This window comes from Nostoc sp. MS1, assembly GCF_019976755.1.
GTDB lineage: Bacteria > Cyanobacteriota > Cyanobacteriia > Cyanobacteriales > Nostocaceae > Trichormus.
Genome location: NZ_AP023441.1, coordinates 3,060,474 through 3,080,162, shown reverse-complemented (window position 1 = coordinate 3,080,162; position 19,689 = coordinate 3,060,474). Strand labels below are relative to the sequence as shown.

Annotated in this window: 13 protein-coding genes and 1 pseudogene; 10 read left to right on the top strand and 4 right to left on the bottom strand. The window is 42.4% G+C overall.

Features of this window, described 5'->3' with window-relative positions; translation table 11 throughout:
• Positions 1 to 74: 74 nt before the first annotated feature.
• From NSMS1_RS13345 to NSMS1_RS13335, 3 genes and pseudogenes are all read left to right on the top strand, one after another.
• A complete protein-coding gene (locus NSMS1_RS13345) occupies positions 75 to 1,394 on the top strand; it encodes a D-alanyl-D-alanine carboxypeptidase/D-alanyl-D-alanine-endopeptidase (protein WP_224093947.1) in 1,320 nt (439 codons plus the stop codon).
• Positions 1,395 to 1,531: 137 nt separating this feature from the next.
• The gene (locus NSMS1_RS13340) at positions 1,532 to 3,142 is read left to right on the top strand and encodes an AAA-like domain-containing protein (protein WP_224093946.1); all 1,611 of its coding nucleotides are present in this window, start codon (positions 1,532 to 1,534) and stop codon (positions 3,140 to 3,142) included.
• 204 nt (positions 3,143 to 3,346) lie between these two features.
• Positions 3,347 to 5,911, top strand: a pseudogene (locus NSMS1_RS13335) (AAA-like domain-containing protein); the annotation flags it as partial.
• Between the two features lie 471 nt (positions 5,912 to 6,382).
• On the opposite strand, the gene lptC reads toward NSMS1_RS13335, so the two are convergent.
• The 3 genes from lptC to metG all read right to left on the bottom strand — a co-directional run bounded on the left by lptC (position 6,383) and on the right by metG (position 10,237).
• The gene (lptC, locus tag NSMS1_RS13330; protein WP_224093944.1) at positions 6,383 to 7,537 is read right to left on the bottom strand and encodes an LPS export ABC transporter periplasmic protein LptC; all 1,155 of its coding nucleotides are present in this window, start codon (positions 7,535 to 7,537) and stop codon (positions 6,383 to 6,385) included.
• 308 nt (positions 7,538 to 7,845) lie between these two features.
• Entirely contained in the window at positions 7,846 to 8,472 is a 627-nt protein-coding gene (locus tag NSMS1_RS13325) for an NYN domain-containing protein (RefSeq protein WP_224093943.1), read from the bottom strand.
• A 178-nt stretch (positions 8,473 to 8,650) separates the two neighbouring features.
• Positions 8,651 to 10,237: a methionine--tRNA ligase gene (gene metG / locus NSMS1_RS13320; RefSeq protein ID WP_224093941.1), complete on the bottom strand. Its 1,587-nt coding sequence runs from the start codon at positions 10,235 to 10,237 to the stop codon at positions 8,651 to 8,653.
• Positions 10,238 to 10,614: 377 nt separating this feature from the next.
• On the opposite strand from metG, the gene NSMS1_RS13315 reads away from it, so the two are divergent.
• From NSMS1_RS13315 to NSMS1_RS13305, 3 genes are all read left to right on the top strand, one after another.
• Entirely contained in the window at positions 10,615 to 11,340 is a 726-nt protein-coding gene (locus tag NSMS1_RS13315) for a lysophospholipid acyltransferase family protein (RefSeq protein ID WP_224093925.1), read from the top strand.
• A 372-nt stretch (positions 11,341 to 11,712) separates the two neighbouring features.
• The gene (locus NSMS1_RS13310) at positions 11,713 to 12,543 is read left to right on the top strand and encodes an alpha/beta fold hydrolase (protein ID WP_224093924.1); all 831 of its coding nucleotides are present in this window, start codon (positions 11,713 to 11,715) and stop codon (positions 12,541 to 12,543) included.
• Between the two features lie 128 nt (positions 12,544 to 12,671).
• Complete coding sequence (locus NSMS1_RS13305) at positions 12,672 to 13,715, top strand: hypothetical protein (protein WP_224093923.1); 1,044 nt, start codon at positions 12,672 to 12,674, stop codon at positions 13,713 to 13,715.
• A gap of 10 nt (positions 13,716 to 13,725) precedes the next feature.
• Here the strand turns inward: NSMS1_RS13305 and NSMS1_RS13300 are convergent, their stop codons facing one another.
• Positions 13,726 to 14,424 carry a Uma2 family endonuclease gene (locus NSMS1_RS13300; protein WP_224093921.1) on the bottom strand — a complete coding sequence of 233 codons (699 nt, stop codon included), beginning with the start codon at positions 14,422 to 14,424 and terminating at the stop codon, positions 13,726 to 13,728.
• A gap of 240 nt (positions 14,425 to 14,664) precedes the next feature.
• On the opposite strand from NSMS1_RS13300, the gene NSMS1_RS13295 reads away from it, so the two are divergent.
• From NSMS1_RS13295 to fabD, 4 genes are all read left to right on the top strand, one after another.
• The gene (locus tag NSMS1_RS13295) at positions 14,665 to 16,140 is read left to right on the top strand and encodes a leucyl aminopeptidase (protein ID WP_224093920.1); all 1,476 of its coding nucleotides are present in this window, start codon (positions 14,665 to 14,667) and stop codon (positions 16,138 to 16,140) included.
• Positions 16,141 to 16,341: 201 nt separating this feature from the next.
• Complete coding sequence (plsX, locus tag NSMS1_RS13290) at positions 16,342 to 17,367, top strand: phosphate acyltransferase PlsX (protein ID WP_224093916.1); 1,026 nt, start codon at positions 16,342 to 16,344, stop codon at positions 17,365 to 17,367.
• Between the two features lie 156 nt (positions 17,368 to 17,523).
• Positions 17,524 to 18,516, top strand: coding sequence for a beta-ketoacyl-ACP synthase 3 (locus NSMS1_RS13285; protein ID WP_224093912.1), 993 nt, complete (start codon positions 17,524 to 17,526; stop codon positions 18,514 to 18,516).
• 90 nt (positions 18,517 to 18,606) lie between these two features.
• Positions 18,607 to 19,488 carry an ACP S-malonyltransferase gene (gene fabD / locus NSMS1_RS13280; RefSeq protein ID WP_224093910.1) on the top strand — a complete coding sequence of 294 codons (882 nt, stop codon included), beginning with the start codon at positions 18,607 to 18,609 and terminating at the stop codon, positions 19,486 to 19,488.
• The last annotated feature ends 201 nt before the right edge of the window (positions 19,489 to 19,689 follow it).

The window sequence follows — 19,689 nt, the reverse complement described above, 5'->3', positions numbered from 1 at the left end:
GCTGATTAACAGCTTAAAGGGCGTATATTAGCACAGGAAACTATATATTAAATTCTAAGTGGGGAGAGTAGATAATGCTGGAATTGTTGAGTTCGGGTTTGGTTTCTATCTGGCTGGAAATGGCTGGGGTAAAAATCAGACCTGCGGATGCTCTAGATGTGGTAACTTGGCAAAGTAGCCCTGGCTTAGTTATTGCAAATGACCCTAATCCAGCAGGATTTAATACGGTCAAGGACTACCTCCAAGGATTAATTACAACAAAACTCATAGCCCAGAATCTAGAAAGTAGCCAAGGAGTTTGGTTACAGTCGGGGCCGATGTTAATGGCTAATCATCAAGGGACTACGCCTTTGCCGGCTGCTTCCCTGACTAAAATTGCTACTTCGCTGGCAGCTTTTACAACTCTGGGGCCAGAGTATCAATTTGAAACTACGATCGCTACTAATGGATCAGTAGTTAATGGTGTGTTACAAGGCGATTTAATTATTAATGGCAACGGCGATCCTATGTTTGTTTGGGAAGAAGCGATCGCTTTAGGTAACACTCTCAATAAAATGGGGATTAAGCAAGTTAAGGGTAATTTGGTAATTACAGGCAATTTTGCTATGAATTTCCAACGTTACCCCGTATTGGCTGGGCAAATGCTCAAACAAGCATTAAATTCTAAAACTTGGACTCGTCCGGCAATTTACATCCATTCCATCATGCCGAAGGGAACACCAAAGCCACAGGTAGCAATTAACGGCACAATTAAATACTCAGCCCAACCTGTCCCTAAACAAACTTTACTGGTACGTCATCGTTCTATACCCTTGAAGCAGATTCTCAAGGAAATGAACGTATACAGTAACAATGAAATAGCTCAAATGTTGGCAGATGATATAGGTGGACACCAAGTAGTACAGACCAAGGCTGCCAAATTAGCAAGAGTACCACAGGAAGAAATTCAATTAATTAATGGTTCTGGACTAGGCCCAGAAAATCGTATTTCACCCAGAGCAGTTTGTGCAATGTTAATGGCATTGCAACAAGAAGCTGCGACTTATCAACTCAACTTGGCAGACTTATTTGCGATGTCTGGTTTTGACCATAGAGGTACATTACACTCTAGGCATCTCCCCCCGGACACTGTAATTAAAACTGGTACTCTGCGTGATGTAAGTGCTTTAGCTGGAGTTGTCCCAACCCGCGATCGCGGTTTAGTTTGGTTTGCTATCATTAACCGTGGCCCCCAAGTTGGCGCTTTCCGTCAACAACAAGACAAACTCCTGCAACGTATCGTGCAACTGTTACAAGTAGCACCGAGTACACCCACAGCCCTCACACCCCACTCACCTAATTCCTTACCCGACCTTGGCGATACTAAACGGAGTGAAATTGTGTATGGAGGTTAGTCATTAGTCATTAGTCATTGGCTACGCACTTGTAATTACGAATTACTAAAGGATGATGCTGACAGTATTTTTTCGGGTACTGGTTGTTGTAGACTACATCTAAGTAATGTACGTGCATCTTTTAAATTTGTAGCCCAGTGAAAACCATCCTGATTTTGTCAGCTCATCCAAGTGACGGTAGACCTCTACGGTTAGATCAAGAAGTACGAGACATTGAAGCGGGTTTAGAACGTTCTAGAAACCGAGAGCAGTTTCAAGTTATTTCTAAATGGGCGGTACGTACTCAAGATTTACGACGGGCGTTATTAGATCACAACCCTCATATTGTCCATTTTTCTGGACATGGTGCAGGTAAGGCAGGTTTAGTTTTAGAAGATGAAACTGGGAAAGGTCAGCTAGTAAGTACAAAAGCACTAGCCAAGCTATTTGAATTGTGTAAAGACTCAATTGAATGTCTATTTTTAAATTCCTGCTACAGCGAGGCACAAGCTGAGGAGATTTATCAGCACATTGATTGTGTTGTCGGGATGAATGACGAAATTGGAGATGTAGCAGCTAGAGAATTTGCGATCGCCTTTTATGATGCGCTGGGGGCTAATCGGTCATACGAAGATGCTTACGAGTTTGGCTGTAATGCAGTCGACTTGCAAAGTATACCAGAGTCGGCAATTCCTGTGCTAAAGAGTAGAAAGATTCGTAACAACCAAGCCCAGATAATTAAGCCCTTATCTTTAGAAAATCCCGAAGGGCAAGTTTCCCTAGATTCGCCTTTCTATGTTGTCCGTCCGCCAATTGAAACAGACTGTTTTGAAGCAACTCTTACAGATGGGGCGCTAATTCGCATCAAAGCTCCCCGGCAGATGGGTAAAAGCTCATTAATGTCAAGAATTTTGGATCATGCACAGCAACAAAATTATCGTACTGCTTATTTGAATTTTGAGGAAGCGGACGCAGACTTTTTAAGTAATTTAGATTTGTTCTTGCAATGGTTCTGCGCCAGTATTAGCGACAATTTGAATTTATCAAGTCAATTAGAAGACTACTGGAAAGGGCTTTTGGGGAGTAAGAATAAAGCCAGTAATTACTTCCAAAGGTATTTATTAAAGCAAGTTGAGACACCCATTGTCTTGGGTTTGGATGAGGTGGATGAAATATTTAAACACCCAACAATTGCTACTGACTTCTTTGGGTTACTGCGGGCTTGGCATGAACGGGCTAAAAATGACCCAATTTGGCAAAAACTCAGGCTAGTAATAGTTCATTCCAAAGAAGTTTACATTCCTTTGAATATTAATCAGTCGCCGTTTAATGTGGGTTTACCTGTAGAGTTACCTGAGTTAATTCAAAGCCAAGTAGAAGATTTAGTGCAGCGTCATGGGTTGAATTGGTCGAAATCCCAGATAAATGAGTTGATGCTGTGGGTGGGAGGACATCCTTATTTGGTCAGGGTGGCATTGTATAACATTGCGCGGGGTCGGATGACCTTAGAAAAGTTAGAACAAGTTGCACCCACGGAAGAAGGCCCCTACAGCGACCACCTGCGCCGCCATTTATTGAACTTACAAGCTGATGCTGAATTGTTAGCAGCTATTAAAGAAGTAGTGAAAGCAGAACAACCCGTAGATGTGGGATCTGTAGCAGCGTTCAAACTCCGCAGTATGGGGATAGTGAAATTTCAGGGGAATAAAGTAATGCCATTGTGTCAATTGTATCGGCAATATTTTGGCGATCGCCTGAAGATGTTTTGAATTTTGAATTGTTAATGGACATTGCCTACCATACTCTGGGTGATAACAATAGAAATAATCATAAATAACAGGTAGCGGCGAATGGTGCAAATTATTCAAGGAAAAGATGCCACTTTAGCTGGATTAATTGAGCAATTTGGATTACAAATTGCAGACGATTTCTCCCTCATCTCCCCCTACTCCCCCATCTCCAATTCCTAAGATATGACTAACTACCAATATCAAGTAGGGGGTAGTCTTCCCCCAGATGCGCGGACTTATGTCAAACGAAAAGCTGATGATGATTTGTATGTAGGCTTGACGGCTGGGGAATTTTGTTATGTGCTTAATTCGCGGCAGATGGGGAAGTCTAGCTTGCGGGTGCAGGTGATGCGGCGATTGCAACAGGAGGGGTTTGCCTGTGCATCTGTGGATATTACGGCAATTGGTACGGCGGATATTACTGCTGAACAATGGTACGCCGGGATAATTGATATTTTGGTGGGAGATTTTAATTTATATATTGATTTTGATTTAGAGACTTGGTGGGAAGAGAACAATTTACTTTCACCAGTGCAGCATTTGAGTAAGTTTATTGAACAGGTTTTATTGCCCAGAATTAGAGAAAGAATTGTTATTTTTATTGACGAAATTGATAGTATTCTCAGTCTTGGTTTTAATCTGGATGACTTTTTTGCAGTGATTCGGGATTGTTATAACCGTCGGGCGGATAATCCTGAGTATGAACGGATTACTTTTGCTTTGATTGGGGTGTCTACTCCTTCTGATTTGATTCAAGATAAACGCCGCACACCTTTTAATATTGGCCGGGCAATTGATTTAACGGGTTTTCAATTGGAGGAGGCGCAACCTTTGGCGCAGGGTTTGGCTGTGGTGGGAAATCCCCAGGAGGTAATGGCGGAGGTGTTGGCTTGGACGGGGGGACAGCCGTTTTTGACGCAGAAGGTTTGTAAGTTGATTGGGGAGTGGGGAGATGAGAGAGATGAGGGGGATGAGGGAGTAGGGGGAGATAAGGGAGTAGGGGGGGAATCCAAAATCCAAAATCTAAAATCCAAAATTGAGGGGGTTGTGAGGCGGCGGATTATTGAGAATTGGGAGGGACAGGATGAGCCGGAGCATTTAAAGACGATTCGAGACAGAATCATGCGGAGTGGGGAACAACGGACTGGGCGGTTGTTGGGGTTGTGTCAGCAAATTTTGCAGCAGGAGGAAATTGCAGCTGATGACAGTGCTGAACAAACGGAGTTGCGGCTGTCGGGGTTGGTGGTACGGCGAGATGGTAAGTTGCGATTTTATAACCGCATCTATGAAGAGGTGTTTAAGCAGGAGTGGTGTGAGAATATTCTGGCTAAGTTGCGTCCTTATGCGGTGGCGCTGAGTGCTTGGGTGGACTCTGATTATCAAGATGAATCGCGCTTGTTGACTGGGCAAGCATTACAAGAGGCTTTGGCTTGGCGGACTGGTAAAAGTTTAACTGATGTCGATGACCGATTTTTGGATGCTAGTCAGGAATTAGAAAAGCGCGATTTGCAAAAAAGTTTGGCAGCAGAGGAACAGGCAAAGCAGGTGTTAGCAGAGGCGAACCGGAAAGCTTATCAAAGGATTCGTGTTGGTTTTTTGGTGTTGGGTGTGGCTGTGGTGGGGGCGGTTGTAGCTTTATTATTTGCTCAACATAGTATTGAATTATCTAAGAATGCTGTCGCAGCTAGAGAAACAGCCACAAAAGAAGCAAATGCGGCTAAAAAAGATTTAGAAAAAGCGCAGAAAGCAACGGAAGTTACCAAGAGAGAAAATAGACAAATATTAGAACAAAAATCTTTAGCAGAAAAAAAGTTAAAGACTGCTGAGAACAATGTAAAACAAGCACAGCAAACATTAAATAAAGCTAACGCACAATACAAACAAGCGCAGACACAAGTACAGCAAGCAATTTTCCAGAAGCAAGTGGCACAACAACAACGTGATGAAGCTCAAAGGCTGCGTCAAAATGCCATTGCAGGCTTAAATAGGGCAAGACAAGCACAACAGCAAGCCACAAGGGAACTGCAACAAGCAAAAATAGCCCGTGAAGATGCCCTTACAGCTACGCAACTAGAACAGGCAGGAACAAATGCCTTGCGGGAGTTTAGACGTTTTAGAGAAATTGAGGGATTGTTGTTAGCCGTGCAGAGTGGGGAAAAACTCAAAACTTTAGTCAAGGATAAACAATCTTTAGCAGATTATCCTGCCTATAGTCCTTTGTTTAGTTTGCAGAGTATTCTGCTAGATATTCGGGAAATAAATCGCTTAGAAGGTCATAGCAATTCGGTCTATAGTGTGGTGTTCAGCCCCGATGGCAAAACCTTGGCATCCGCCAGTGCTGACAAGACCATCAAACTGTGGAATCGAGACACAGGTAAACTCATCTCCACTCTAGAAGGTCATAGCGATTCGGTCATTAGTGTGGTGTTCAGCCCCGATGGCAAAACCTTGGCATCCGCCAGTGCTGACAAGACCATCAAACTGTGGAATCGAGACACAGGTAAACTCATCTCCACCCTAGAAGGTCATAGCAATTCGGTCAGAAGTGTGGTGTTCAGCCCCGATGGCAAAACCTTGGCATCCGCCAGTGGTGACAAGACCATCAAACTGTGGAATCGAGACACAGGTAAACTCATCTCCACCCTAGAAGTTCATAGCAATTCGGTCATTAGTGTGGTGTTCAGCCCCGATGGCAAAACCTTGGCTTCCGCCAGTGGTGACAAGACCATCAAACTGTGGAATTTGGATCTGGATGATTTACTGGCGCAGGGTTGCAGTTGGCTGAAGGGTTATTTGATTAGTCATCCTAATGCGCCGAGAGTATGTGGAAATGGGGAGTGGGGAGTAGGGAGTAGGAAGTGGGGGAAATGAGGGGATTGGGTTTGGGGTGAAGGGGCGATCGCTCCAGAAATAAACAGCATTGTTCTCGTTTTAAACCCGACGTTTCTTGTTTCAAGCCCGACGTTTCTTGTTTCAAGCCCGACGTTTCTCATTTCAAGCCCGACGTTTCTCATTTCAAGCCCGACGTTTCTCATTTCAAGCCCGACGTTTCTCATTTCAAGCCTGACGATTCTTGTTTCAAGCCTGACGATTCTTGTTTCAAGCCTGACGATTCTTGTTTCAAGCCTGACGTTTCTCGTTTCAAACCTGACGTTTCTCGTTCTAAACTGAAATGTTTCGTGTTGATGGCGTAGGCGGAGCATCGTCGTAGACATCGCCCTAATTTCTCGCTTTTGGTTCTTCGGGGATAATCTCTGTGACTACGCGATCGCCAGAATTACCACCCCTAACTACTATATTCTCGGTTTCCAAATTACCGACGGCTGTGTCACCGTTAAAGGTTAAAGCAGGGTCAACTTGTTTATAGACTACATTTCCCTGTGCTTCCACTAATTTCTTATCGAGATACCATGTCAGTTTTTGCGAGTTGAGGGTTTGGCGACGTTGACCCACAGCATTTACATTACCTGTGAGATAAGCTGTTTTTTGAGGTATCCTCATTTCTCCCTGATTAGCTGTGACAGTTAATTTATCCACCCGTTGAAATATGCGGAGGGGTGAATTTGTGGTGACAGTTTCCGTGTTCATATTCCAATTCATCGATTTACCAATTATTTGTGCTGGTGGATCTAGTAAATCAATTTGGGAATTGTTATTCACTGTAGCAATTTTGGTTTTTAAGTTGACTTCCCCAGAGTCTCCCCGACCGCGATCTGTGATTTGATTGTTCTTGTAGCGGTCAAATTGAATTGGGCGATCGCCAATTAATTTTTCTTCTTTAATCTGCCAAATCAAGTGTTCAGTTCGCATTTGCATTTGGGGATCAAGGGAGTTAGCAACCACACCACCGGAAAAATCCATACGTTGTTCGCGGGTTTTGACCTTAGCTTCCTGTGCGGTTGCTTGTAGTTGTTTATGAGTTCCATTAATTTTGTTGCGAACAATCAATAAATCTTCTTTTGGTCGCCATTCTAATTCATTACCTTGTAAAACTACGCCATTTTTCGGGTCTGTAGCTAATATTTTTCCTTTAAGAAATAGTTGTTTTCCATCTTGGGCAATGTCGGCTTTTTCGCCTTTAACTTGATAAACTATTTGCCCATCTTGGTACAATTCACCATAGGGGCTTAAGGCTTCACCGATTTCTTTTTCTTTTGTATATTGTGCCTGTTTGGCTTTAACTCGCCATACAGGCCGCCCCACTTCATCTGCTTGTTCTAAGGTCACATCAAAGAATGTTAAGCTACTATCTCGTCTACCGGGGTCAGCATTATTCTGTTGATTATTTGCAGGTAGTTTACCAACACAAGCTGTTAAACCAATGATTAATAATGTAGTTAAAAATAAATAATTCCACTTAATTTTAAATCTCATATCTACTTAAATATTATTTAATTCGTAAGTTATTAGAGGCTGTTTAAAAAGTTATTAACTGTGATTTTAGACACTTATTTATCCCCCCTAACCCCCCTTTTTAAGGGGGGGATTTCTTTAAGTTCCCCTTTGTAAGGGGGATTTAGGGGGATCTAAAAGTATTTGATACACCATTAGCGACTTTTCAAACATCCTCTTAAACCAGTACCACAAACAACTGACACACAGTGCAAATAAAAGTGGGGGGAAGTTTTGCTGTTTCCCCCCTGTTAGTTAAAATTATGATTTTTTGCTGTCTTTTAAATGGCTCATGAATCTTGAAGTCCTAAGTGTCCATCACTGGGATCATCTAAAAATCCCATAGCTGATAAAGGTCGATAGGGGTAGCTTTGGCGGGGGGTTTTTTGGATATCTTCTTTGATAGCCTCTAAATCAATATAGCGATCGCTCACATTAATTAAGCTATCACTAGTCATTGACCTTAAGCTGACGACTTCTACCCGCACCCCACGATAACTGACAGAATTGACTGCATAAGCCAAATCCCCATCACCACTGACTAGGACAGCCGTATCATAGGAATCGACTAAAGCCATCATATCCACAGCTATTTCTACATCTAGGTTGGCTTTTTTTGAGCCATCTGGCAACTGTACCAAATCTTTGGCAATGACGCGATAACCATTACGCCGCATCCACAACAAAAAGCCTTGTTGCTTTTCATTGGTTCTATCTACACCAGTGTAGAAAAAAGCTCTTAACAATCGAGAACCGCCAGTCAAACGACATAGCAATTTTGTGTAATCTATTTCAATCCCTAATTGCAAAGCAGCGTAAAATAGATTTGACCCATCAATAAAAATGGCAACTCGTCCTCGATTTTCTAAAACCTGTTCTGGTGTAAATATCGAATCATTTTCCAGATTATTCAACATTGATGTCATACCTCAATTTTATCCTTGTTATTTTTGATATTTGTTATCAATTGTGGTTTTTGAGATTGGCTTATGATAATGTTCCGGGGCTAATATAAAGTTCAGCCCCGTTAATTTTTTGAAAAAAGAATTAAGATAAACTGAATTGGCTTTAATCAAAAATAAAAAACGTTTGTGCTTACTTTGGTGGTTCTATGCGTTTAAAAATGGGTTGGGGTTGAGCTAACTGTTGTTGATTAGATAGTAAGCCCCATTGGGAATGAATCTCAAAAGGGACAATATCTGTTTGTTCGTTAAAGTCAATTCCTAAGCCCAGTTGCCGATAAATGTTGCTACTGATATTAGGAATTACTGGCGATAGTAAGTAAGCTGATAGCCTGACAGATTCTAAAACAGTGTATAGTACAGTTTCTACTTCCTGTTGTCGTCCTTGTTTATATAATGTCCAAGGTGCTTGTTCATCAATAAACTTATTGCTGGCTTGCACTAATGACAGTACAAGTTCGCAAGCTTGATTAAAAGCTAACACTTCATAGGCTTGTTTGACTTTATCTCCTAAACTTACACCTAGTCTTTTCAAAGCATTTTCCGCCGGAATATCCTCATGGGTAATTGATAGCGCATAGTTAGCGCAGTATTTTTTCACCATGTTTAAGGTGCGATTGAGCAAATTACCTAAATCATTTGCTAAATCTGCATTCAAAACATTGATGAACCTAATTTCATTAAAGTCGCCATCTTTGCCAAATTCGATTTCCTTAAGGAAGTAATAACGAACTGCATCACTTCCATATTGCTGCACTAAAGCAATGGGATCTACAGTATTTCCCAGGCTTTTGCCCATTTTTTGACCATCTTTGGTTAAAAAGCCGTGTCCAAAAACTCTATCTGGTAAAGGTAAGCCAGCAGACAACAACATTGCTGGCCAATACACAGCATGAAAGCGTAGGATATCTTTACCAATGAGGTGTAAGTTTATCGGCCACCATTTTGCCAAAGCATTTTCTAAGGTGGGTTCGGCTTCAGGATCTAACAAAGCTGTGACATAACCAAGCAAGGCATCGAACCAAACATATATGGTATGTTTAGGGTCAGTAGGTATAGGAAAACCCCAATCTAGATTTACCCGCGAAATGGAAAAGTCTTGCAAACCTTGGCTAACAAAGCTGAGAACTTCATTGCGGCGGCTTTCTGGCTGGATAAAGTCGGGGTTAGACTGGTAAAATTCCTCTAATTGAGTTTGATATTTGGAGAGACGGAAAAAGTAGTTTTGTTCGTCTCGCCATTCCACTTCCTTATTAATATGAATAGGGCAACGATTTCCTTCTAGGAGTTCCCGTTCTTCCTTAAATTCTTCACAGGAGACACAATACCAGCCTTTTTGCTGGCCTTGGTAAATATCGCCACGTTCCCACACCCGCCCAAAAAATTCGTTGACAATGGCTTTATGACGCACAGCCGTAGTCCGACTAAAGCGATCGTAGCGAATATTCAATATGTCCCATAAACTCTGAAAGCTGGGAACAACACTGTCACAAAAATCTTGTGGTGCTTTGCCTAAACTCTCGGCTGAACGCTGAATTTTCTGCCCATGTTCATCTGTACCCGTTATTAACAGCACTTCATGCCCCAATAGCTTGTGATATCTTGCTATTGCGTCTGCTGCTATTGTTGTGTAAGCGCTACCAATGTGAGGAACATCGTTTACATAATACAGTGGTGTTGTGAGTGCAAATGTCTTTTTTACTTTATTCACTAGATTCATGGAAAATAAAAAGTCTACTTATAAAAAGGTTTTATATCTTAAGTTCTATTAGTAAAGCCATGCAATTATAAAACATTACCCTCCTTTTCCCAGAATACTTTAATCCTAGCAAATTTACTACTCCAAGAATTATTTCATAATATCTATGATTTCACATAATCATGAAGCAAAGACTGAAATCAAGTCTAAATAATCTTGGTAAATGTTTTGATTGCTTTTAAGGTGATAGAGAATACAAATCTTTCAAAATGGAGAATTTGCTGGCTTTTGTGGATAAAACATTTCTACCTTAAGGCGGTCATGGTATTGGTAAAGAAATGTAAAAATTAAGTCAAGATAAGCTGCGATATTTTCCAAAAAAAACATATTAATTAAATATGAGTCTAAATAACCCTCTAGATATTTCCCGGACATTATTAACAACACTCTCTACTAAAACGTTTCGCTATTACGAGGATCGCATTCCCCAAGATGCTAGTTTGTTAATAGTGAGCAATCATCGCAGTTTTATGGATGCACTGGTGTTAATGGCGGCCTTATCAAGTCCCATTCGCTTTGCTTGCCACCACTATATGGGACAAGTGCCAATACTGCGAGAGTTTGTCACAGGACAGTTGGGTTGCTTTCCCTTAGAGGAAAATCAGAACCGTCAGCAAAGCTTTTTTACCCAGTCACAGAAGCTACTACAGTCAAAACAGATGGTAGGAGTATTTCCCGAAGGTGCTGATCCGATGGTGAAATATACCCCAGCCGATCAAGTCGGTGATTTTCGTCGCGGCTTCGCGCATCTAGCACTACGTTCTCAGGTGAAGGATTTAGCAGTCTTACCAGTGGCGATCGCTTCCTTAGAGGAGAGCAATACAGCCGCCTTTCCGCTAAAATTGTTGAGTCTCTTCGATCCTTCCGAACCATTATTCAATCAATACGGTTGGCATCCCTTGATAATTTATCATCGGGTGGCCATATTAATCGGTCGTCCTTATTGGATCACATCCCATCATCACAACCAATATCACGGTAAACAGGCGAAAAATGTTGTGGCTGAACTAACCACACACTGCCATGATGAGATTTCTAAGTTACTATACCAGGGTTCTTATTAAGGTGATAGGGGAAAAGTAATAGGGAATATGTATGAATTTGTTGATGTCTTTTATATGATTTATAGCAATAAACTAAGTCCATATATTCCTCAAATTTACCTTGGGGATACTCATCAATAATTCAAAGAATATTTAATTTTAAATGGTATTAATCAAAGGAACTTTAAATAATATGTAATCCGCCCAAGCTATGATTTTAACGGAAGTAAAAAAGCCTATTAGACTTTTACCAAAACTCAGTATACCTATATCCTGTTCCCTGATAGTACATGCAGAACCAAGCTGCATCCTTAGATTGTCTTATTTAGACAAAGTATACTCTATTGATAGAGTAGAGTTTATAAAAACAGTAAATAACATCTAACTTTAACAATGCTGGAAGTTGAATTAAAGCCGTGTTTTCTTACTCCTAGACGAATACAACCAGAGTATCCGTTGTTCGTCTATTTACCAGGAATGGATGGGACTGGTCAATTATTGCGATCGCAAACTGCGGGATTAGAAACAGGCTTTGATGTCCGTTGTTTAGCAATTCCCCGCCAAGACCTCACAAACTGGGACGTTTTGACAAATAACGTTTTAGACTTAATTCATGCAGAATTAGAAAAAAGTTCCCAGCGAGTAGTGTACTTGTGTGGCGAATCCTTTGGCGGTTGCTTGGCGATAAAAGTAGCCATTCAATCACCTAAATTATTTAAACGCCTCATTCTGATTAATCCAGCTTCCGCTTTTAAACTGCGTCCTTGGTTAGATTGGATTTCTCAACTTGTGGAATTAGTTCCAGAATCCCTATATGATGTTGGTGCATTGGGATTATTGCCATTTTTAGCATCTTTGCAACGGATATCTCGCAATATTCGCCATGAACTATTAAAAACGATGCGTTATGTACCAGCCGAAACGGTGGTTTGGCGTTTGTCTTTATTGCGAGAATTTGATGTGAGTGATGAGGAATTACGTTCCATAACTCAAACAACATTATTAATTGCAGGTGGAAGCGATCGCCTGCTACCATCAGTAAACGAAGCTACCCGCTTGGCAAATCTCATCCCTAATTCCCAAGCAGTAATTCTACCTCATTGTGGACACGCCTGTTTACTAGAGGAAGATGTCAACCTTTACGAAATTATGCAATTTAATAACTTTTTAGAAATTAAAAGCCCCAAAATTCCTGACCTTACAATTTCACAACAACATATATAATTCTGTGTCTTTGTGGTTAAAATATTCAACCACAGAGGCACAGAGAATTGTCCTGATTGGCAGATGTTGAAGCTTTTATTAATTGAGTACAACTATAACAGAGCGCTGAATCAGGATGACGAAAGCCCATGCCAGATAAATCACCAGCAAAAATAGAAAAAACTAGTAACCCATCTTTAATAGATAATTTTGCTCAATTTGGGCAAGAAACATTTAAGCAAACACAAAATTTATTTGAGCAAGGAACACAAATCACTGGCAAATTTATCAATAGCTTAAGTGATAATTGGTTAATTAGAAAAGTTTCAGGTGTTTTAAATCTCAATTGGCTAATTGGTGCAAGTGATAACGTAGATTTAGAAAAAGTAGCCACCTCAGTTAACAAACTCAAGCAACAATATCCCCAGGAATCACCAAGCCAAATTGCTCATCGCATCATGGTAGACAAAGCAACGAAATCTGGTGGAGTGGGGTTTGCGAGTAGTATCTTACCAGGAGTAGCCGCAGCTTTACTGGCAGTAGATTTAGCCGCCACAATGAAATTGCAGACAGAAATGCTTTATGAAATTGCGGCTGTATATGGGATGGATTTAAAAGACCCCGCCAGGAAGGGGGAATTGTTGACAATTTTTGGTCTAGGCTTGGGGGGAAATAATCTCCTAAAAGCAGCAGGATTAGCTTTTCTGAGAAATATCCCCTTTGCGGGTGCAGCGATCGCCGCTAGTTCTAATGCCACGATGTGTTATTCGTTAGGATATGCAGCATGTCGGTTTTATGAAGCCAAGTTAGACGAGAAAACCTCGATTAATTCTCCAGAAACATTGGCAAACTTAAAAGCCGAGAGTGAGAAATATTTAGAAAAAGCGATTACACAACAAAGCATCATGGATCAGATACTGGTTCACATGATTGTAGCCAGCCATCCCGAAAAAACCTGGGAACAAATCTTACCAGAGTTACAAGCCGCCAACCTCAGCCCCGCATCCTTAGAAGCCATCAAACAAAATATCAAATCACCCCAACCACTAGACGAGTTACTAAACCAATTAAACCGCGATTTTGCCGTTCCCTTACTAGCCCAGTGTCGCAAAATTGCCCAACTTGACAAACAGAGTACACCAGTTGATGAAGATATTATTAATGCGATCGCCAAAAAATTCAGTATCAGTTAACTGTTAACTGTTAACTATTTTCCTCTGGATCGACACCTAGCGATCGCAGTCGTTCTTTCAACTGTTCTACCTGTTGTTCTGCTTGCTGGCGTGCTAGGGCTTCTGCATCAGCCCTTTTTTGTGCTTCGCGGAGTGCTTGCGCTTGTTCTGTGGGATTTAGTAGCTTTTCCCCTGTATCTTCCCGATAAAAAGCGATTAATTCCCCTTCCACTTGCAACCGCAACCCCAAGGGTTCACTACGACTATCTGTAATTGGTTCGTATACATCATTCCGCAACCGATAGCCTTGCAACTGTCCTTGCACCCATTCGTCTCTGGGGTCAAATAACCAGTATTCTTTCACACCCAGTTGCTCATATAGTGTTTTCTTAAATTCTTGGTCATGATTTTTCGTCCCGGCTGAAGTCATCTCAAAGATGACACAAGGAACTTGTCCCTCTTCCCAAACCTTATAGTTATCTTGTCCACCTGGGGCGACATTAAAAATTACCATGACATCAGGTGCAACCCGCAACTTAGGAAAACCCTGAGAGTAGTAGAGAAACTGATTAGCCAGGACTGTTGCTTGTTGTCCTTGCAAATACTGGCGTAGTATTTCTAGAGTTGCCAGCAAAACACACAGATGAGCATAGCTTTCTGCCAAAGGTTCACCATCAGAACTCGGATAGAACACTTCTGCCCGTTGGTTTGGGGATAAGGCTGAAGTCATAAGTTAAGCCATACAGAAGGTTTAAGGATAATTGTAATTATATGGTCATTAGTCATTAGTCATTAGTCATTAGTTATTAGTCCATAGTCATTAGTTATTCTCTTCTACTTCCCCATCTCCCCCCACTCCCTCATCTTCCCCCACTCCCTCATCTCCCCCATCTCCTCAATTCCCCCTGTTCTGAAACAAAAATTTTGAGCAATACTGGTACAAGAAGGCATATATAGGCAAAATCCCAACATGGCAATTCAATTAAGTGATAAGCCCCTGCTAGAATGGGCGGGCGATAGTTTGGCGATCGCATTATTTGAAGATGCAGTCGAGTTAACTGGCGAACTGGCAAGTTTAGATGAGAAGTTTGCTGGCATCTTAAAAGAGATCATTGCCGAAGAAGAATTTACAGGCAAAGCCAACAGCACTGTTTTTACACGTGTCGGTAGTGGTAATTCATTAAAAAAAATCATTTTGGTGGGTTTAGGCAAACCTGATAGCTTAAAAATCGAAAACCTCAGACGGGCGGCGGCGGCTGTAGGTAGGGTAGCCAAAAAACAAAAAAGCAAAGTTTTGGGTTTGAGTTTTCCCTTGTGGAACAATGATCCCACAGCCTCCGCTCAAGCAATTGCTGAAGGTGTACAACTAGCCTTATATCAAGATATTCGCTTTAAATCAGACCCGGAAGATAAAGTTTCCCAAGTTGAAACTATTGAATTACTAGGTTTTACTGGGCAAGAAGAAGCAATTAACCGTGCCAATCAAATCGTCTCAGGGGTAATTTTGGCTCGGCAATTAGTAGCAGCACCCGCCAACAGCGTTACACCAATTACTATGGCGGAAACTGCTCAACAAATTGCTACTGACCACGGTTTACAAGTGCAAATATTAGAGCGGGAAGAATGCGAAAAGCTAGGTATGGGGGCATTTTTAGGAGTTGCCCTAGCCTCAGATTTGCCGCCTAAATTTATTCACCTCACCTACAAACCAGACGGTACACCCAAGCGCAGAGTCGCCATTATTGGTAAAGGTTTAACCTTCGATTCCGGTGGACTCAATATTAAAGGCGCGGGTAGCGGTATCGAAACCATGAAAACGGATATGGGTGGTGCAGCCGCCACATTAGGCGCAGCTAAGGCCATTGCCCAAATCAAGCCAGATGTGGAAGTTCACTTTATCTCCGCCGTTACTGAAAACATGATTAGCGGTAAGGCTATGCACCCAGGAGACATTCTGACAGCATCAAATGGCAAAACAATCGAAGTGAACAACACTGACGCTGAAGGGCGTTTAACCCTGGCTGATGCGTTAGTATATGCCGATAAATTGGGTTTAGATGCGATCGTTGATTTAGCAACCCTCACAGGTGCTAACGTCACTGCTCTAGGTGAAGACATCGCTGGTTTATATACTCCCGATGATGCTTTAGCAGGGCAGATAGAACAAGCCGCTAGCGAGTCTGGTGAGAAGCTGTGGCGGATGCCAATGGAAGAAAAATATTTTGAAGGGTTGAAGTCTGGTATTGCTGATATGAAGAACACCGGGCCACGCGCTGGCGGTGCTATCACAGCTGCCTTGTTCCTCAAGCAGTTCGTTAAAGATACCCAATGGGCGCACTTAGATATTGCTGGCCCAGTTTGGTCAGATAAAGAAAACGGTTACAACGGACCAGGTGCAACCGGCTACGGCGTAAGGTTGTTGGTTGATTGGGTACTGAGTAATTAATCAGTGAACAGTGAACAGTTATCAGTGAACACAAACTGTTAACTGTTCACTGAACTCGCCAATCCCCAACATTTCATGCTATCTTGGGCTTGCCGTGGAAAATTGTTGCAATAGTAACAACAACTATTCGGTAGTTAGAAAGTTAAGATTTTCAGCCCTGCCATCTGGTAAAATTTGTAAGGTTTCTAGAAGCTCTGAGCAATGGGATCGACTGGCGTACGGATAGCAATTGACGCAATGGGAGGGGATCACGCACCCAACGAAATCGTAGCTGGCGCAGTACGAGCTAGCGAAGAATTGGGTGTAAAAGTCCTGTTGGTGGGTGATCCCCAACAAATTGCCTCAGCCTTGCCACCAAAAACTAATTTGGAGCGGGTGGAGATCGTTCCTGCTGAGGAAGCGATCGCAATGGATGAGGAGCCTTTGAACGCGGTAAGACGCAAGCGCAAGGCTTCGATTAATGTGGCGATGGATTTAGTCAAGCAGCAACAGGCGGATGCAGTATTCTCTGCGGGTCATTCTGGTGCAGCTATGGCATCAGCTTTGCTTCGCTTGGGACGATTACCAGGAGTTGACCGTCCAGCAATTGGCACAGTTTTTCCAACTATCAAAGCTGGTAAACCTGTACTGATACTCGATGTTGGTGCTAATGTAGACTGCCGTCCCAAGTTTTTAGAACAGTTTGCTGTTGTCGGCTCTACATACAGTAAGTACGTATTGGGAACAGACGAACCCAAAGTTGGTTTATTGAACATTGGTGAAGAAGACACCAAGGGGAATGAGTTAGCTCTGCGTACTCATGAATTGTTACGAGCAAATCCCAATATCAAATTTATTGGTAATGCCGAAGGTAGAGACGTACTTTCCGGCGAATTTGATGTGATTGTCTGCGATGGCTTTGTCGGCAACATTTTACTAAAATTCGCTGAGGCGATCGGCGGTGTGATTTTGCAAATCCTGCGGGAAGAACTACCCCAAGGACTGCACGGTCAAATCGGGACAGCTCTTTTAAAACCCAACCTCAAGCGCATCAAACAGCGCATGGATCACGCAGAACATGGCGGTGCTTTGCTGTTGGGTGTATCAGGTGTTTGCCTCATCGGTCACGGTAGCTCTCAAGCACCCTCAGTATTCAACGCCATCCGCATGGCCAAAGAAGCTGTAGACAATCAGGTGATGCAACAACTGCAATCCCAATACGAAATTCTACACAACAGCAGCGATTAGTCATTAGCTCTAGTACCAATTCAAAATTCAAACCCAGTCTGGGTTTGATAATTTGCATCTGTTTTTTGATTTTGAAGAATTGGTACAAGTTCCATTAGTTCTTGCACTAATGATTAATGACTAATGACTAATGACTAACAGCTTGGGAGACTAGGAGTGCAAAATTTAGGCATCGCAATTACCGGAAGTGGTTCGGCAGTACCAGAAACTTCCCTTCACAACCAAGAATTAACCCAACTTGTCGAGACATCAGACGAGTGGATTAGCTCAAGAACGGGGATTCGTCAACGGCGATTAGCGCTACCGACGGAATCCTTGAGCGAACTGGCGGCGGCTGCAAGTAGACAAGCGATCGCCTCTGCTGGTATCACCGCAGCCGACATAGATTTGATTTTGTTGGCAACATCCACCCCAGACGATTTGTTTGGCACTGCTTGTAAAATTCAAGCTGCAATAGGAGCCACCAAAGCTGTAGCCTTTGATTTAACCGCCGCCTGTTCTGGCTTTGTGTTTGGTCTAGTTACAGCCGCCCAATACATCAAAACTGGCGTGTATCAGAATGTATTGTTGATTGGGGGTGATATCCTCTCTCGCTGGGTAGATTGGCAAGACAGACGCACTTGTGTATTGTTTGGTGATGGTGCAGGGGCAGTGGTATTGCAAGCCAACGAAAGCGATCGCCTATTAGGTTTTGCCCTCAAGAGTGATGGTACGCAAAACCATTATCTCAACCTGGGATATCAAGGTACTGCTCAAGAAATCCTCCCCAACGTCAACGTCACCCAAGGCACATATCAACCCCTCACTATGAACGGTAAAGAAGTTTACCGCTTCGCCGCTCAAAAAGTTCCAGAAATAATTGATAAAGCCTTATTTGAAGCCAAGTTAACCGTTGACCAAATCGATTGGCTCTTACTACATCAAGCAAACCAACGCATTCTTGATACCGTAGCCCAACGCCTTAATATTCCCGACCACAAAGTAATCAGCAACCTTGCTAATTACGGTAATACCTCCGCCGCTTCCATCCCCTTAGCCTTAGACGAAGCCGTGCGCGAAGGCAAAATTAAAACCAACGACATCATCGCTGCATCCGGTTTTGGTGCAGGTTTAACCTGGGGCGCAGCCATTTTTCAATGGGGAAGATAGAGACTGTTAACTGTTGACTGTGGACTATTGACTATGGACTACAAACTATGGACTAATGACTAATGACTATTGACTACTGACTACTGACCAATGACTAAAACTGCATGGGTGTTTCCCGGACAAGGTTCTCAAGCTATGGGCATGGGAACAGACTTATTAGATATACCAAGTGCTAAAGAAAAATTTGCTCAAGCTGAGGACATCTTAGGATGGTCTGTGAACGAAATCTGCCAAAATGAAGAAGCAAAATTAGCACAGACACTCTACACTCAACCGTGTCTTTACGTAGTTGAAAGTATCTTGGCAGACCTCATCCGGGAACGAGGATACAAACCAGATTTAGTTGCAGGTCATAGTTTAGGAGAATATATCGCCCTTTACGTCGCTGGTGTATTTGAATGGTCAACTGGGTTGGAACTGGTTAAGCGCCGCTCTGAACTCATGGAAAATGCAGCCGGCGGTATGATGGCGGCAATGATGAATTTTGACCGCGAACAGTTAGAAACAGTCATTGCCCAGACCCCTGATGTAGTCTTAGCAAATGATAATAGTCCTGCACAGGTTGTAATTTCCGGCACACCCGACGCAGTACAAACTGTAATGTCGCAAGTAAAAGCCAAACGTTCTGTACCCTTGAAAGTCTCTGGCGCGTTTCACTCACATCTCATGACGGCGGCGGCGACTGAGTTTCAAGAAATTCTGGAAAATGTTGAATTTCAACAAGCTACAGTTCCCGTATTATCCAACGTCGAGCCAGAACCTGCCGTTGATGCCCAAGTTTTAAAACAGCGCCTCACTCAGCAAATGACGGGTTCAGTACGCTGGCGAGAAATTTCTTTAGCCCTACCAACGCAAGGTATTGAGAAAGTAGTAGAAATTGGCCCAGGTAACGTACTCACTGGTTTAATTAAACGTACTGTTTCTGATGTAACTTTAGAAAACGTCCGCAACGCTGCGGAATTGCCCAATTAGGGAGTGGGGAGTGGGGAATGGGGAGTAGGGGAGAAAGATAAGCAGGTTTTAATAACCAAAAATAAATTCTGCCTTGTTTACATTACCTTGCACCTTATAAATAATACCAATTCAAAATTCAAAATTCAAAATTCAAAATTAGAAATCCAGACAGAACAAGGCTTTGAGACTGTGTATTTGTCGCCTTCTTTTTTCAAATTG